Raw genomic sequence first — 13,238 nt, 5'->3', positions numbered from 1 at the left:
TTCTCCGTCCCTGCGCCGCTCACATTACCGCGCCGATCTGCCACGGCACGAACTCCACCGCGCCGAACCCCTGCGCCTCGCTCTTGGTGCGCTCGCCCGACGCGACGCGCAGCATGAGGTCGAAGATCTCGCGGCCCTTCTCCTCGATGCCGACCCCTTCGAGGATCGCCCCGCAGTCGACGTCCATGTCCGGCTCCATCCGGCGCCAGAGGTCGGGGTTGGTGGCGAGCTTGATGCACGGCGTCGGCTGGTAGCCCGAGACGCTGCCGCGGCCGGTGGTGAAGGCGACGAGGTTGGCGCCGGAGGCGATCTGGCCGGTGACGGAACACGGGTCGTAACCGGGGCTGTCCATGAAGACGAAGCCGGGCCGGTCGATCGGCTCGGCGTACCTGTAGACGCCCGACAGCGGCGCGGCGCCGCCCTTGGCGACCGCGCCGAGGCTCTTCTCCAGGATCGTGGTCAGGCCGCCGCGCTTGTTGCCGGGGCTGGGGTTGTTGTCCATCTCGCCGAAGTTGCGGGCGGTGTAATCCTCCCACCACTCGATGAGGTCGACGATCTTCCGCCCGGTCGGCTCGTCCACCGCACGGCGGGTCAGGAGGTGCTCGGCGCCGTAGATCTCGGACGTCTCGGACAGGATCGAGATGCCGCCGTGCCGCACGAGCAGGTCCGAGGCGGCGCCGAGGGCGGGGTTCGCGGTGATGCCGGAATAGCCGTCCGAGCCGCCGCATTGCAGGCCGAGGACGAGGCCGGCGGCCGGCGCCTCCTCGCGCACCGCCTTGTCCGCCTCGGCGGCGAGCTCGCGGATGATGGACAGGCCCTTGTCGATGGTCGCGCGGGTGCCGCCCGTCTGCTGAATCGTCATGTAGCGAAAGCGGGTGCTGTCCTTCAGCGCCTTGCGGTCGATCAGGTCGCCGATCTGCATCACCTCGCACCCGAGCCCGACCATCAGGATCGCACCGAAGTTGGGGTTGTGGCCGTAGCCGGAGAGCGTGCGGAAGAGCGTCTCGTAGCCCTCGCCCTTGCCGGCCATGCCGCAGCCGGTGCCGTGGACGATCGGCACGATGCCGTCGACGTTCGGGAAGGCGTCCAGAAGGCCGCGCTTCACCGCCTCGTCGGCGATGAACCGGGCGACGGAGCCCGAGCAGTTCACCGAGGTGAGGATGCCGATGTAGTTGCGGGTGCCCACGCGGCCGGAGGGGCGGCGGAAGCCCATGAAGGTGGCCGGCGCCTCGGGCGGCGGCAGCGGGACCATGTCCGCGCCGTAGCCGTAATCCTGCTTGTGCGCGCCCATGCCGAGATTGTGGACATGGACGTGCGCGCCGGCCGCGATGTCGGCGGTCGCGGCGCCGATGATCTGCCCGTACTTGCGCACCGGCCGGCCCGCGGCGACGGCGCGGGTGGCGACCTTGTGGCCCGACGGGATGCGCTCGGCCGCCGTCACGCCGTCGCCGAGGTCGGCGCCCTCCGGCAGGTCGTGCAGTGCCACGAGAACGTCGTCCGACGGGTGCAGGCGGATCGTCGGCCTCCGCTGGTCCAGGATCGCGCTCATCTCTCGTCCCTCCCCCTTGGGCGTCCGCCCCTGCCCCCGGTCTAGCGCGACGCGGGCGGCGGCGAAAGCGCGGAGCGGTGCGCCGCGCGGCGGCCGGGCAAGGGGGCGCTGCCCCCTCTGCGCCTGGCGGCGCATTCACCCCCGGGATATTTCCGGCTCGGTGAGAGGGCGGTGGGCCGCCGCTCTGCCGCCCGGCCGGCGGCGGAGATTGCGCCCGGGCCGGCCGGGGCGCATCCTGCGGGGCATCGTTCCCGATGGACGGAGCCTGCGCCCATGTGCCGCAACATCAAGCCGCTCTTCAACTTCGAGCCGCCCGCAACCGACGACGAGGTCCGCGATGCGGCGCTGCAGTTCGTCCGCAAGCTGAGCGGCTACACCCAGCCGTCCGCCGCCAACCGGGCCGCCTTCGACCGGGCGGTGGACGAGGTGGCCGCGGCGGCTCGGACCCTGATCGACGGGCTGGTGACGACCGCCCGGCCGAAGGACCGCGAGCTCGAGGCCGAAAAGGCGAAGGCGCGTTCGCTGGCGCGGTTCGGCGACCCGGCGCAGGCGTGAGCTGCGTCACGCTCCTCGGCACCAAGGGCGGCCCGGCGATCCGCCCCGGCACGCGGATGCCGACGTCGAGCCTGGTGCGGATGGCCGGCCTCACGGTGCTGGTCGACGCCGGCCTCGGGGCGACGCGGGGCGTCTGCGACGCGGGCGTGCCGCTGACCGGCCTCGACGCGATCGTCGTGACGCACCTGCATTCGGACCATTGCCTGGAGCTCGGCCCGCTCCTGCACACCGCGTGGACGGCCGGACTGACGCGTCCGGTGCCGATCTGGGGGCCGGCGGGGCTGGCGGACTACTGGCAGGGCTTTCTCGCCTCGATGGCGTACGACATCCCGCTGCGCGAGCGGGACGAGGGCCGCCCGCCCTTCGCGCCGATGGCCGACCTGCGGGTGCTGGGAGAGGACGGCTTCACCCTCGGCCCGCTGACGCTCCGCGCGATGCGCAATGTCCATCCGCCGGTGGAGGACAGCTTGGCGCTGCGGTTCGACGGGCCGGACGGGTCCGTCGTCTTCTCGGGCGATACCGCACCGATGGCGGGGATGGAGGACTTCGCCCGGGGCGCCGACCTGCTGGTGCACGAGGCGATGCTGACGGCCGGGATCGACGCCCTGTGCGCCCGCGTCGGCAACGGCGACGACCGGCTGAAGCGGCACCTGCTGCGCTCTCACACCCCCGCCGAGGAGGCGGGGCGCATCGCCGCGGCGGCCGGTGTGCAGGCGCTGGCGCTGCATCACCTGGTGCCGTGCGACGATCCCGATTTCACCGAGGCCGACTGGCGGCGCGAGGCGACGCGGCACTTCGCCGGGCCGGTGCATGTGGGGACGGACGGGATGACGCTGGATCTGGCCGAGGGCGGGTCGTGACGTTCGGCGTCGTCCTCTGGATCGGGGTGGTGGTCGCCGTCGCCCTCCTCGTCCGCGCATCGGTCTGGATGGCGAAAGCGCCGTGGGACGAGTGGGACGAGGACGACCGGAACTAGCGTGCCGGCGCGGGAAAGACGCGGCCGTCGAACAGCTTTCGGGCTGTTCTCAATGTTCCGGCGCGGACGACGGCGCCGTTCGGGTCCCGCTCCAGCACCACCTCCGCCGCGCCGGTCGGGTGCTCCACGACGAAGGCGTCGCCGTCGGGCAGGTGCGCCACCTCGCTTGCGGGCGATCCCGGCAGGGTGCAGGCGGTCGCGACGCTGACGGCGGCGAAGACGCCGACGGTGGCGTGGACGCGGTGCGGGATCCACGAGCGGGTCGCCACGACGCCGCCCGCCAGCGGCGGCGAGACGAGGAACATCTTCGGCACCGATGCCTCCGCCACGTCGCCGAGTCCCATCAGCGGGCCGGCCTCCAGCCGGATCGCCTCCAGCCGGGCACGCAGATCGTCCCTCGCCTCCAGCGTCTCGCGGCTCTCGGTCCCCTCGATGCCGAAGTCGGACGCGCGCATCACGACGCAGGGCATGCCGTTGTCGATGAGCGTGGCGCGGACGCCGCCGACGGTGTCGACCGCGTTGCCGGTGGGCAGCAGCGCGCCGCACATCGATCCGGCGAGGCCGGTGAACATCAGCGGCACCGGGGCGTGGGTGCCGGGTACGCCGTCGATGGCGGCGGCGCCGGCATAGCTCACCCGCCCACCCGGCGTCGCGATCCGCGCCTCCGCCACCTCGCCCGTATTCACCATGTGGATCCGCACCGGCGTCTCGTCGCCCGCCACCGCCACCAGCCCCCGCTCGATCGCCGCCGGTCCGACCCCGGCAAGGATGTTGCCGCAGCCCTGCCGGTCCGAGACCCGCGCCTCGTCCACGAACACCTGCAGGAACAGGTAATCGACGTCCGCATCCTCCCGTTTGGACGGCGACAGTACCGCCACCTTTGAGGTCAGCGGATCCGCCCCGCCGATCCCGTCGATCTGCCGTGCATCCGGGGAGCCCATGATGCGCAGCAGCAGCGCGTCCCGGGCCGCCGGTTCGGACGGCAGGTCGCCTGCGAGGAAGTATGCGCCCTTCGAGGTGCCGCCCCGCATCCAGAGGCACGGAATTCCGTCCCTCTCGGGGTCACTCATATTTCAGCCCCTTCTCGGCGAGCCGCGGGCGCATGTCGTAGATGTCGAGGCCCAGCTCCCCCGCCGCGAGGCGCTTGCGCTTCGCCTCTTCCGCAGCCACCCGCGCCTCGGCCTTCTCCGCGACGTCTGCCGCCCGCGCCCGCGGCACCACGCAGACGCCGTCGTCGTCGGCGACGATCACGTCGCCCGGGTTCACCTGCGCCCCGGCGCAGACGACGGGCACGTTCACCGAGCCGACGGTCTCCTTCACCGTCCCCTGTGCCGAGACGGCGGTCGACCAGACGAGGAAGCCCACTGCCCGCAGGTCCCGCGTGTCGCGCACCCCCGCGTCGATCACCAGCGCGCGGCAGCCCCGTGCCATCGCGGACGTGGCGAGGAGGTCGCCGAAATAGCCCATGTCGCAGGGGGCGGTCGTCGCGAGGACGAGGATGTCGCCCTCGCGCAGCTGCTCGATCGCGACGTGGATCATCCAGTTGTCGCCGGGCGGCGCGAGGATCGTCACCGCGCTGCCGGCGATGGCGGCGTCCGCTTGGATCGGCCGCATCCGCGAGGACATGAGGCCGGTCCGCCCTTGGGCCTCGTGCACCGTCGCGACGCCCGCGGCGGCGAGGCGGCGGATCACCTCCGCCTCTGCCCTCTCGACCTCCTGCACCACGACCGCCATGCGCGCCTCCCGCTTCGTCCCGAGGCGAGACTAGCGCGCCGGGCCGGGCACGGCACAAGTTCGAAAGCCGGTCCGCGCCATTAGCTGCGGCTAGGGCCGGATCGCCGGCGCCTCGATGGCGAGTCCGGCGGCGCGGGCCTTGAGATAGAGTTCCAGCGCCACGTACTCCGCCGACCCGGCCCCGAACGGCTCGGCCCGGACGCCGAACATGCAGTTGCCGAAGCGCCGGTCGAGCGAGCCCATCGTCTCCCATTCCAGCCGGTAGAGCGGGTAGCCCGTCGGATGCCCCTGCGGGATCAGCGCGGCGGCGAGGTGACCGCCGGCAAGATCGTCGTGGCACTGGGCGCAGGAGAGGTTCAGCTGCCCCATGCGGGTGGTGAAGAGGTCCTCGCCCTGCTCGCGCCACCCATCGAGGCGCGGGTCCGGGTCGGGCGCGATCGGCAGGCCGCGGGACTGGTTGGTGACGTAGGCGGTGAGCGACAGGAGCGCGTCGCTCTCCCGCTCCAGCGGCGGCAGCCCCTGATGGCGGACGCGGCACAGATCGATCCGCCCGGCGAGGTCGACGGGCCGGTCCAGCGCCTCGTCCCAGGCCGGGTAGCGGGCGGCGACACCGGACATCGCGGTCTCTCCGTCGCCGTGGCAGCCGGCGCAGCTCTCCGCCCCCGTGTCCGGGGCGGCGGAGTACATCGCCTCGCCATCGAGCACCCAGAACAGGCCGGGATTGCCGACGGGATCGTCCTGCATCGCCTGCAACTCGGGCGTCATGTCGTCGTAGCCGGTGCGGCGGTCGTCCTGCGCGGCCGCCGGCGGCGCCAGCAGCAACAGGGCCAGCGCCGCCCTCATCCGACGGTGATCGGCGCGCTCTGCGAGAATTCCTCGCCCGCCTCGTCGGTCCAGCGCACCTCGACCTCCCCGCTTTCCTCGGCGACCAGCGTGAAGGCGAGGTAGGGGTTGGCGGCGACGGCGGGGAACAGCTCGGCCGAGAAGACCTCCTCGCCCATGTAGTGGCAGCTCACCGTGTGGATGATGTTGCGGGGCACCAGGCCGCCGCCCTGGGCGGTGCGGAAGCCCGTCTCCATCGGATGCTGGATCAGCACCTTGATCTCGACGATTTCGCCGGGGGCGGCGGTCTCGGGCACGTTGAGGAGCGCGGCCATCTGTTCAGACCTCCCGGCAGGCTGGGGCGGTGACGGTGACGTGGACGTAGGTCTCGATATGCCGGCCGTCCGACAGGCGGGCGACGGCATGGACGCGCTGCGTGCCGTTGAGGCGGATGCGCGTGTCGGCGCGGGCGGTGCCGGATCGGGGGGTGAAGCGGAAGCGCACCGTGTCGGGCAGCGGGTTCACCTCGTTGAAGATCGCGACCTCCTCGACGTGGTCCTCCGGGGTCATCGGGCTGGTGACGCGGACCGAGAGGGGCACCGAATTGCCGTTCTCGACCAGGAGCGGGATCTTCAGCTCGATCGCGCCCTCGGCCGCCTGCTCGACCGGGGCGCCGCGGGTGAACTCCTCGATTGCCAGGCGCATCGTCTCGGGCGTGGCGCCGGCGGGCGACAGGCGCAGAACCAGCGGCGCGGCGAGCGTCAGCGCCAGGGCGTGGCGCCGTGTCAGGTTATCGCTCATGTCCCGTCCTCCGTCAGCGTCGCGAGGTAGGCGACGACGTCCTCGACCTCCTGCGCGGTCAGAATGGTAGTCCCCTGCCACCGCTCGCCCACCCGGGCGAGGCCGTCGGTCGCATGGTAGGGCGGCATGATCGTGGCGGGGTTCACGACGCGGCTGTCCACCATGCGCTGCCGCAGCTCGGGCACCGTCAGTCGGGCGCCGACGCCGGTCAGGTCGGGCGCGAGGTCGCCGGTGAAGGGCACCTCGGGGAACGGACCGGCGTGGCAGAGGATGCAGAGGCCCCGCTCGCGCGTCACCACGACCTCGCGCCCGGCGGCGGGGTCTCCGGGCACGTCGGTCAGCGGCTCGGGCAGGCCCTGCCCCGACGCTGCGCCCGCCCAGAGCGCGAGCGCGAGGCTAGCCGACCGACTCATGCGTGATCGTGGCATACCAGGACCTTGCATAGTCCGCCTCGGCCGAGCGGACCTCCGGGGGCGCGCCGACCGGACTGATCCCGCCGGCCTCCTCCAGCTCGAACAGCTTGCCGTCCGCCTCGCCGTAGACGCCCGCGACGGTGAAGCCGTAGTCGGGCCCGGCGAGGCTGTAGCAGGTGTTCATCAGCTTGGGCGAGACAGGGTCCGCGCCGCGGAAGATGGCGTCGATCGCCTGCGCCGTCACCTTGGCCTGCGCGTTCGCGGAGAAGGCGGATTTCGGCATGGCGCCCGGGAAGCAGGCGTCGCCGATGACGTGGATGTTCGGGCGCAGGTCGCTCTCGAAGGTCAGGCCCGAGACCGGGCACCAGCCGGTCTCGTCCGCGACGCCGGCGTCCTGCGCGATGGCGGCGGCGCGCTGCGGCGGGATGACGTTTGCGACGGCGGGGGTGTAGGACATGAAGTCGGTGGCGACGGTCATCGTGCCGGGATCGACCTCCGCCACGTTGCCGCCCATCGACGGCGGCACCCACTCGATCATGCCGGGATAAAGCGTCGCCCACGCCTCCTCGAACAGCGGCTGCTTGGAGAAGGCCTCCTTGGCGTCGAGGATCAGGATCTTCGAGGCCGGCTTCTCGCGCGTCAGGTAGTCGGCGATCAGCGAGGCGCGCTCGTAGGGGCCGGGCGGGCAGCGGTAGGGGTTGGCGGGCGCGGTGATGACCACGGTGCCGCCGTCCTCCATCGCCTCGAGCTGCGCGCGCAGCAGCGCGGTCTGCGCCCCCGCCTTCCAGGCATGGGGCATGATCTGCGCCGCCGCCTCGTCGTAGCCGGGCAGCGCGCCGTAGCGCAGGTCGATGCCGGGCGAGAGGATGAGGCGGTCGAACGGGAGCGGGTCGCCCGAGGCGAGCGCCAGCGAGCCGTCGTCGACGCCCGTCGCCTCGTCCTGCACCAGCGTCACCCCATCGGCGCGCAGGCCCGACCAGTCGAAGGTGATCGCCTCCAGCGGGTTCAGGCCGGCGAGGACGGTGTTGGAGAAGGGACAGGTGACGAAGGCGGGATCGCGCTCCACCAGGGTCACGTTGTGCCCGGCGCGGGCGAGGAAGCGGGCGGCGGTGGCGCCGCCGAAGCCGCCGCCGACGACCACGACGCGGCCCCGGTCCTGGGCGCGGACGCGAGTGGCCAGCGGCAGCGCGGCGAGGCCGGCGAGAACGGTGCGGCGGGTGGTCATTGCGGGACCTCCTGCGCAGCGAACCAGGCGGCGATGGCTGCGATCTCGGCGTCCGTCAGGCCGGCGGCGAGGCGGTTCATCACCGTCCCCTCGCGGGTGCCCGCGCGATAGTCGGTCAGGGCGGCCGCGAGGGCGCTCTCGTCCATGCCGGCGATCTGCACGTCCGAGATGGGGCCGTGGCAGCCGGTGCAGGACAGCGCACCGGGGGGCGCCTCCAGCTCCTGCGCGGCGGCGGCGCCGGCGGACAAGAGGATCAGCGATGTCAGGATAGGGCGCATGGGACCTCCTGTCCCGTCGCGAGGGGGGCGAGCGGGCGGCCGGGGGACCGCCCGCTGCGAGGATCGTCAGCCGAGCGAGAGGCCCGACTTGTAGATCGGCAGCTCGCGCACGCGGGTGCCGGTCAGGGCGAAGACGGCGTTCAGCACCGCAGGCGTCGCGACGAAGATCGTCGGCTCGCCGACGCCGCCCCAGAACCCGCCCGATGGGACGAGGATCTTCTCCACCTCCGGCATCTCCCACATCGAGATGATCGGGTAGGTGTCGAAGTTCTCTTCCTGGACGCGGCCGTTCTCCATCGTGATCTGCGACATCATCGACGCCGACAGGCCCATCGCGAACGAGCCCTCGATCTGCGCCTCGACCTGCTGGGGGTTCACCACGTGGCCCGGGTCGGTCGCCGCGACGATGCGGTGGATCGTGACGCGGTCGCCGTCGACCGACACCTCGGCCGCCGCCGCCACGTAACTGCCGTAGCCCATGTGCTGGCAGATGCCGTAGGCCCGGCCCTCGGGCGCGCCGGCCTCCCAGCCGATGCCCTCGGCCACCGCGTTCAGCACCGCGAGGTGCTTGGGGTGGTTCGCCATCATGCCGCGCCGGAACTCCAGCGGATCGCGACCGGCGGCGTGCGCCAGCTCGTCCACGAAGCTCTCGAGGTAGAACGAGTTCTGGTTGTTGTTCACCCCGCGCCAGAAGCCCGGCCGCAGCGGCGGGTTGCGCATCGCGTGGTCGATCAGCAGGTTCGGCACGTCGTAACCGAACGCGCCCTCGGTGCTCTCGGCCTGCAGCCCCTGGAACTGCAGCGGGTCCATTCCGTCCTCGAGCGCGAAGGGCATCAGGCCGGCGAAGATCGACTGGCCCGAGATGCGCATGTGCATGCCGGTCAGGTTGCCGTCCTCATCGAGCGCGCCCCGGAACCGCGCCTTGGTGGCGGGGTGGTAGGTGCCGTGGAGCATGTCCTCCTCGCGCGACCAGATCACCTTGACCGGCGTGCCCTTCATCTCCATCGCGATCTTCACCGCGATGGTGGTGTAGTCGGTCGAGGACGCGCCGCGCCGGCCGAAGCCGCCGCCGAGGTTCATGCGGTGGATTTCGCATTGCGGGATCTCGAGGCCCGAGGTCTCGGACGCTGCCGCCAGATCGCTCTCGGCGTTCTGGGTGGAGGTCCAGACGGTGCAGCTGTCGTCGGTGACGAGGGCCGTGGCGTTCATCGGCTCCATCGTGACGTGGTGCTGCCACGGGTAGGAGTAATCCGCCTCGACCACCTGCGCGGCGTCCGCGAAGGCCGCCTCGACGTCGCCCGCCTCGTTGCCGACGAAGGCGTCGTCCGCGGTGAGGCCCTCGGTCAGCATCGCTTCGAGGTCCTCCATGCCGAAGGAGCCGACATCCTCGGGGATGTTCCACTCGATCGGCAGGGCCTCGATGGCGGTGCGGGCGCGCCACCAGGTGTCGGCGACGACCGCGACAGTCGTCTCGTCCACCTGCAGCACGCGCTGGACGCCGGGCATGCCCTCGACCGCGGCGGCGTCGATGCCGGCGACCGTGGCGCCCTGCACCGGGGCGATCTTGATCGCCGCGTTCAGCATCCCGTCCATCGTGTAGTCGATGGAGAAGATGCGGCTGCCGTCGGTCTTGTCCGCGGTGTCGAGGCGCAGCAGCGACTGGCCCGCGATCGTCCACTCGGACGGGTCCTTGAGCGTCACCTCCGCCGGCACCTCGAGGCCGGCGGCCTCCTCGGCGACGGCGCCGTAGGTCAGCGTGTCGCCGCCGGGGCCGGTGAGGACGCCCTTGGACGCCGTCACCTCGGACGCGTCCACGCCCCAGCGGTTGGCGGCGGCCTGGATCAGCATCGCCTTGGCGGCGGCGCCGCCGGTGCGGACCATCTCCTGGCTGGTGCGGATGCCCTGGCTGCCGAAGGTGCCGAAGCTGCCCCAGACCCGCTCGCGCGCGACGTTCTCGCCGGGCGTCGGGTAGGACCAGGTGACCTTGTCCCAGTCGGCGTCGAGCTCCTCGGCCACCAGCTGGACGAGGCCGGTCAGCGTGCCCTGCCCCATCTCGATCTTGGCGACGCGCACGATCACCGTGTCGTCGGGCTGCACCACGACCCAGGCGTTCAGCTCGGGCGAGGCCAGCTCGTTCAGCTGCTGCGCCGAGGCGCCCAGCGGAAAGCCGATGGCAAGGCCGCCGGTGGAGGCCGCGGCCGAGATCAGGAAGCCGCGGCGGGAGAGATTGAAACGTTCGGTCATGTCCGTCCCCTCACGACAGCTCGGCGGCGCGCTTGATGCCGGCCTTGATGCGATTGTACGTGCCGCAGCGGCACAGGTTCGTCATCGAGGCCTTGATGTCCTCGTCCGTCGGCTCGGGGAAGTCGCGCAGGAAGGCGGCCGCGGCCATGATCTGGCCCGACTGGCAGTAGCCGCATTGCGGCACGTCCAGCTCGATCCAGGCCTGCTGGATCGGATGCGAGCGATCCTCGGACAGGCCCTCGATCGTGGTGATCTCGTCGCCCTCGATCAGGTCGCGCAGCTGCATCTGGCAGGAGCGGACCGGCTGGCCGGCGACGTGGATGGTGCAGGCGCCGCAGGCGGCGATGCCGCAGCCGTACTTGGTGCCGGTCAGGCCCAGCTGCTCGCGCAGGACCCACAGCAGCGGCGTGTCCTCCTCGGCGTCGACCTCGTGGGCCGTTCCGTTGACGATGATCGTGGCCATGTGCGGTGATCCTCCCTGTTGGGTGCGGGGCGGTCCGGTCCGCCCGCTGTTGATGTCAGCTTATGTCGGCCGCGCCTCCGGGCACAAGCAATCGCTCGCATCGAATCCGGTATTGTCAAATCGCAACCTGCTCCGCGGAGTGACAGGATCCCCCCTTCGCCTTAAGGTCCGCGACATAAGAGGGGATCGCGCCAAGGGATCGCGGCCCGACATTGCGCGGCATCACGCTCAGGTCATCCGGCCCCGGGGCCGGCCCGAGGGAGGCTCCCCGCCTAGCTTTCGTCCGGGTTCCACGGCAGGTACAGGTAGCCGGCGTCGAACAGGCCGATCCGTTCCGCCCGCGCGCGGTCGTGCATCGTCGCCTCCCCGTTCCGGACGGTCGCGATCCCGGCCTCGCGCAGGTCGCGCAGGACGCGGTTCACGTGCACCACCGACATGCCGCAGATCTGCCCCAGCTCGCCCTGCGTCCACGGCAGCGCGAAGGGTGTGCTCCCGTCGGCGCGGCCGCACAGCTGCAGCCGGATCTGCATCTCGCACAGGAAGTTCGCCATGCCCGCCAGCGCCCGGAGCTGGCCCATGCGGAAGGTCCAGTGTCGGCTTATCGAGGCGTCGATCATCGTCAGCGACCACAGGGCGCGGGCGTATTCGGCGTCGTCTCCCATCAGCCGCTCGAGGTCGTCATGCTCGAACAGCGCGACCCTGGCCGGGCCCATCGCGACGACGTCGTGGTCGAGCTGCTTCAGCGGCAGTCCGTGCAGGTCGACGAAGTCGCCGGGCACCTGGATCGACACGATCTGCCGGTTGCCCCCCCTGTCGGTCACTTCGCGGGCGATGATGCCGTCCAGAAGCAGCGCCGAGCGGTGAAGCCGTTGACCGGCGCGCGTCATGACTTCTCGTGGGGAAAGGTCGATCGAGCCGGAATGCGCCTCGGACAGGCGGCGCCACAGGTCCGGCGAGAGTCGCCGGACCATGCCTGTGTAATTGGTGTCGTCCATCTGCCTTCCCGTCCCCCGCGTCCGCCCGTCGTTCTAGGAGCGGTGTGCCGATCGTCCACCCATACGCCGCCGCGAGGGCGGTGTGCAGCGGCATCCGCGGCGGCAGCTCCATCGGCGGGAAGTCCTTCGGACGGCCGTGCCGGGACCGGCCGTCGCGAGCGGCGGCGTGGAGGCATTCGCAGCCGCCGAGCATCCGGTCCGGCGAGAGCGAGCGGCTCGCTGAACGCGGCGGCCAGCGCGCCTGACTCTTTGGCGGCATGAAGGTCCCGCCACCGCTCACGACCTCGCGGAGCGCGCCGCTGCCGTGGCGGCGCTGACGGACGATACGGCGACCTAGCTTGAGGCGACGAGGTCGGAAAGCCGTCTGCCCAGGGACGCCTCCGGGTCCGCGAGATCGAAGACGATCGTCAGGTGGTTGGCACCCGGCTCGGTCCGCAGCTCCGCGTGCTGCCCGTCCCGTGTCAGCAGGCCGCTCAAAGCCACGGCCTGATCCTGGAACGGCGCCGTCTCGCCCTCGCCGCGCGTGATGATCCGGCGCGGGCCGAAGACGTGCCGGGCCTCGAGGGGGGACCAGTCCGCCGCTTCGTCGGGGCGCATCTTCGCCTCGTCCTTCAGGAACGAGCCGGGGATGCCGGACAGGTCGTAGATCCCGCTGACGAGGAGCAGCCCCCGCAGGGCCGGCAGGTCCGGCGGCCCGGCATCGCCCGGCGCCTCCGCCGCGAGGAGAGAGGCGAGGTGCGCGCCCGCCGAATGGCCGCTGACGGTGACGCGCGTCGGATCGGCCCCGATCTCCGGCGCGAGCCGGACGAGGTGCCGGACCGCGGCGCGCACCTGCCCCACGATATCGGCCAGCCGCGTCCCCGGCATCAGATCGTAGCCGACCAGCGCCGCGACGCCCCCCGCGGCGAGCACCGGCGCGGCGACGAGGGTATGGGCTTCCTTGGTTCCCGCACGCCAGTATCCGCCGTGGAGAAAGATGTGCAGCGGCGCGCCGGGCGCGGGATCGTCCGGAAAGACGAGGTCGAAGGCCTGCCGCGGCGTCGGCCCGTAGCTGACGTCCCGCTCCATCCGCGCCTTGGCGGCGAGGGCGCGGCTGCGCGCCTCGGTCTCCGCCATGATCGCGTCGAAGTCCGGGATGAAGTCCCGGTTGCGGTAGAGGTCCTGCCCCGCCATCCGTTCCCTC

The 13,238-nt window shown here is 71.8% G+C and carries 15 protein-coding genes; 2 read left to right on the top strand and 13 right to left on the bottom strand.

Annotated features, from left to right (window positions below; translation table 11 throughout):
* Positions 1 to 19: 19 nt before the first annotated feature.
* Positions 20 to 1,549, bottom strand: coding sequence for a UxaA family hydrolase (locus A37W_RS0100295; RefSeq protein WP_018301018.1), 1,530 nt, complete (start codon positions 1,547 to 1,549; stop codon positions 20 to 22).
* A 273-nt stretch (positions 1,550 to 1,822) separates the two neighbouring features.
* Between A37W_RS0100295 and A37W_RS0100290 the strand changes: the two genes are divergently transcribed.
* Both A37W_RS0100290 and A37W_RS0100285 read left to right on the top strand, forming a co-directional pair.
* A complete protein-coding gene (locus A37W_RS0100290) occupies positions 1,823 to 2,104 on the top strand; it encodes a DUF2277 domain-containing protein (protein WP_018301017.1) in 282 nt (93 codons plus the stop codon).
* Positions 2,101 to 2,964, top strand: coding sequence for an MBL fold metallo-hydrolase (locus A37W_RS0100285; RefSeq protein WP_018301016.1), 864 nt, complete (start codon positions 2,101 to 2,103; stop codon positions 2,962 to 2,964). The genes A37W_RS0100290 and A37W_RS0100285 overlap by 4 nt, the downstream gene beginning before the upstream one ends.
* A gap of 112 nt (positions 2,965 to 3,076) precedes the next feature.
* Here A37W_RS0100285 and A37W_RS0100275 read toward each other — a convergent pair whose 3' ends face one another.
* The 12 genes from A37W_RS0100275 to A37W_RS0100220 form a co-directional block, all read right to left on the bottom strand.
* Positions 3,077 to 4,150 (bottom strand): 4-oxalomesaconate tautomerase, encoded by a 1,074-nt coding sequence (locus A37W_RS0100275; RefSeq protein WP_040753180.1) that lies wholly within the window; start codon positions 4,148 to 4,150, stop codon positions 3,077 to 3,079.
* Positions 4,143 to 4,814, bottom strand: a complete 672-nt coding sequence (locus tag A37W_RS0100270) for a 4-carboxy-4-hydroxy-2-oxoadipate aldolase/oxaloacetate decarboxylase (RefSeq protein WP_018301013.1) — start codon at positions 4,812 to 4,814, stop codon at positions 4,143 to 4,145. The genes A37W_RS0100275 and A37W_RS0100270 overlap by 8 nt, the downstream gene beginning before the upstream one ends.
* Positions 4,815 to 4,904: 90 nt before the next feature.
* Positions 4,905 to 5,657 carry a sulfur oxidation c-type cytochrome SoxA gene (soxA, locus tag A37W_RS0100265; RefSeq protein WP_018301012.1) on the bottom strand — a complete coding sequence of 251 codons (753 nt, stop codon included), beginning with the start codon at positions 5,655 to 5,657 and terminating at the stop codon, positions 4,905 to 4,907.
* A complete protein-coding gene (soxZ, locus tag A37W_RS0100260) occupies positions 5,654 to 5,971 on the bottom strand; it encodes a thiosulfate oxidation carrier complex protein SoxZ (RefSeq protein ID WP_018301011.1) in 318 nt (105 codons plus the stop codon). Before soxZ ends, soxA begins: the two co-directional genes overlap by 4 nt.
* A 4-nt stretch (positions 5,972 to 5,975) precedes the next feature.
* On the bottom strand, positions 5,976 to 6,437 hold the full coding sequence (locus A37W_RS0100255; RefSeq protein WP_018301010.1) for a thiosulfate oxidation carrier protein SoxY: 462 nt from the start codon (positions 6,435 to 6,437) through the stop codon (positions 5,976 to 5,978).
* On the bottom strand, positions 6,434 to 6,850 hold the full coding sequence (gene soxX, locus A37W_RS0100250) for a sulfur oxidation c-type cytochrome SoxX (RefSeq protein WP_018301009.1): 417 nt from the start codon (positions 6,848 to 6,850) through the stop codon (positions 6,434 to 6,436). The genes A37W_RS0100255 and soxX overlap by 4 nt, the downstream gene beginning before the upstream one ends.
* Positions 6,834 to 8,075 (bottom strand): NAD(P)/FAD-dependent oxidoreductase, encoded by a 1,242-nt coding sequence (locus tag A37W_RS0100245; RefSeq protein ID WP_018301008.1) that lies wholly within the window; start codon positions 8,073 to 8,075, stop codon positions 6,834 to 6,836. Before A37W_RS0100245 ends, soxX begins: the two co-directional genes overlap by 17 nt.
* Entirely contained in the window at positions 8,072 to 8,353 is a 282-nt protein-coding gene (locus A37W_RS0100240; protein ID WP_018301007.1) for a c-type cytochrome, read from the bottom strand. Before A37W_RS0100240 ends, A37W_RS0100245 begins: the two co-directional genes overlap by 4 nt.
* Before the next feature lie 66 nt (positions 8,354 to 8,419).
* On the bottom strand, positions 8,420 to 10,597 hold the full coding sequence (locus tag A37W_RS0100235; RefSeq protein WP_018301006.1) for a xanthine dehydrogenase family protein molybdopterin-binding subunit: 2,178 nt from the start codon (positions 10,595 to 10,597) through the stop codon (positions 8,420 to 8,422).
* Positions 10,598 to 10,607: 10 nt separating this feature from the next.
* Positions 10,608 to 11,060, bottom strand: coding sequence for a (2Fe-2S)-binding protein (locus tag A37W_RS0100230; protein WP_018301005.1), 453 nt, complete (start codon positions 11,058 to 11,060; stop codon positions 10,608 to 10,610).
* Between the two features lie 272 nt (positions 11,061 to 11,332).
* Positions 11,333 to 12,055: a Crp/Fnr family transcriptional regulator gene (locus A37W_RS0100225; RefSeq protein WP_018301004.1), complete on the bottom strand. Its 723-nt coding sequence runs from the start codon at positions 12,053 to 12,055 to the stop codon at positions 11,333 to 11,335.
* Between the two features lie 333 nt (positions 12,056 to 12,388).
* On the bottom strand, positions 12,389 to 13,228 hold the full coding sequence (locus tag A37W_RS0100220; protein ID WP_018301003.1) for an alpha/beta hydrolase: 840 nt from the start codon (positions 13,226 to 13,228) through the stop codon (positions 12,389 to 12,391).
* Positions 13,229 to 13,238 lie beyond the last annotated feature (10 nt).

Source organism: Wenxinia marina DSM 24838, assembly GCF_000379485.1.
GTDB classification, from domain to species: Bacteria; Pseudomonadota; Alphaproteobacteria; order Rhodobacterales; family Rhodobacteraceae; genus Wenxinia; species Wenxinia marina.
This window is presented reverse-complemented; position numbering and strand designations above follow the sequence as displayed.

What these genes read in the sequence shown, in the direction of transcription:
- A37W_RS0100295 (WP_018301018.1), bottom strand. Translation starts at nt 1,549, where the DNA reads ATGAGCGCGATCCTGGACCAGCGGAGGCCGACGATCCGCCTGCACCCG.
- A37W_RS0100290 (WP_018301017.1), top strand. Translation starts at nt 1,823, where the DNA reads ATGTGCCGCAACATCAAGCCGCTCTTCAACTTCGAGCCGCCCGCAACC.
- A37W_RS0100275 (WP_040753180.1), bottom strand. Translation starts at nt 4,150, where the DNA reads ATGAGTGACCCCGAGAGGGACGGAATTCCGTGCCTCTGGATGCGGGGC.
- A37W_RS0100270 (WP_018301013.1), bottom strand. Translation starts at nt 4,814, where the DNA reads ATGGCGGTCGTGGTGCAGGAGGTCGAGAGGGCAGAGGCGGAGGTGATC.
- soxA (WP_018301012.1), bottom strand. Translation starts at nt 5,657, where the DNA reads ATGAGGGCGGCGCTGGCCCTGTTGCTGCTGGCGCCGCCGGCGGCCGCG.
- soxZ (WP_018301011.1), bottom strand. Translation starts at nt 5,971, where the DNA reads ATGGCCGCGCTCCTCAACGTGCCCGAGACCGCCGCCCCCGGCGAAATC.
- A37W_RS0100255 (WP_018301010.1), bottom strand. Translation starts at nt 6,437, where the DNA reads ATGAGCGATAACCTGACACGGCGCCACGCCCTGGCGCTGACGCTCGCC.
- soxX (WP_018301009.1), bottom strand. Translation starts at nt 6,850, where the DNA reads ATGAGTCGGTCGGCTAGCCTCGCGCTCGCGCTCTGGGCGGGCGCAGCG.
- A37W_RS0100245 (WP_018301008.1), bottom strand. Translation starts at nt 8,075, where the DNA reads ATGACCACCCGCCGCACCGTTCTCGCCGGCCTCGCCGCGCTGCCGCTG.
- A37W_RS0100240 (WP_018301007.1), bottom strand. Translation starts at nt 8,353, where the DNA reads ATGCGCCCTATCCTGACATCGCTGATCCTCTTGTCCGCCGGCGCCGCC.
- A37W_RS0100235 (WP_018301006.1), bottom strand. Translation starts at nt 10,597, where the DNA reads ATGACCGAACGTTTCAATCTCTCCCGCCGCGGCTTCCTGATCTCGGCC.
- A37W_RS0100230 (WP_018301005.1), bottom strand. Translation starts at nt 11,060, where the DNA reads ATGGCCACGATCATCGTCAACGGAACGGCCCACGAGGTCGACGCCGAG.
- A37W_RS0100225 (WP_018301004.1), bottom strand. Translation starts at nt 12,055, where the DNA reads ATGGACGACACCAATTACACAGGCATGGTCCGGCGACTCTCGCCGGAC.
- A37W_RS0100220 (WP_018301003.1), bottom strand. Translation starts at nt 13,228, where the DNA reads ATGGCGGGGCAGGACCTCTACCGCAACCGGGACTTCATCCCGGACTTC.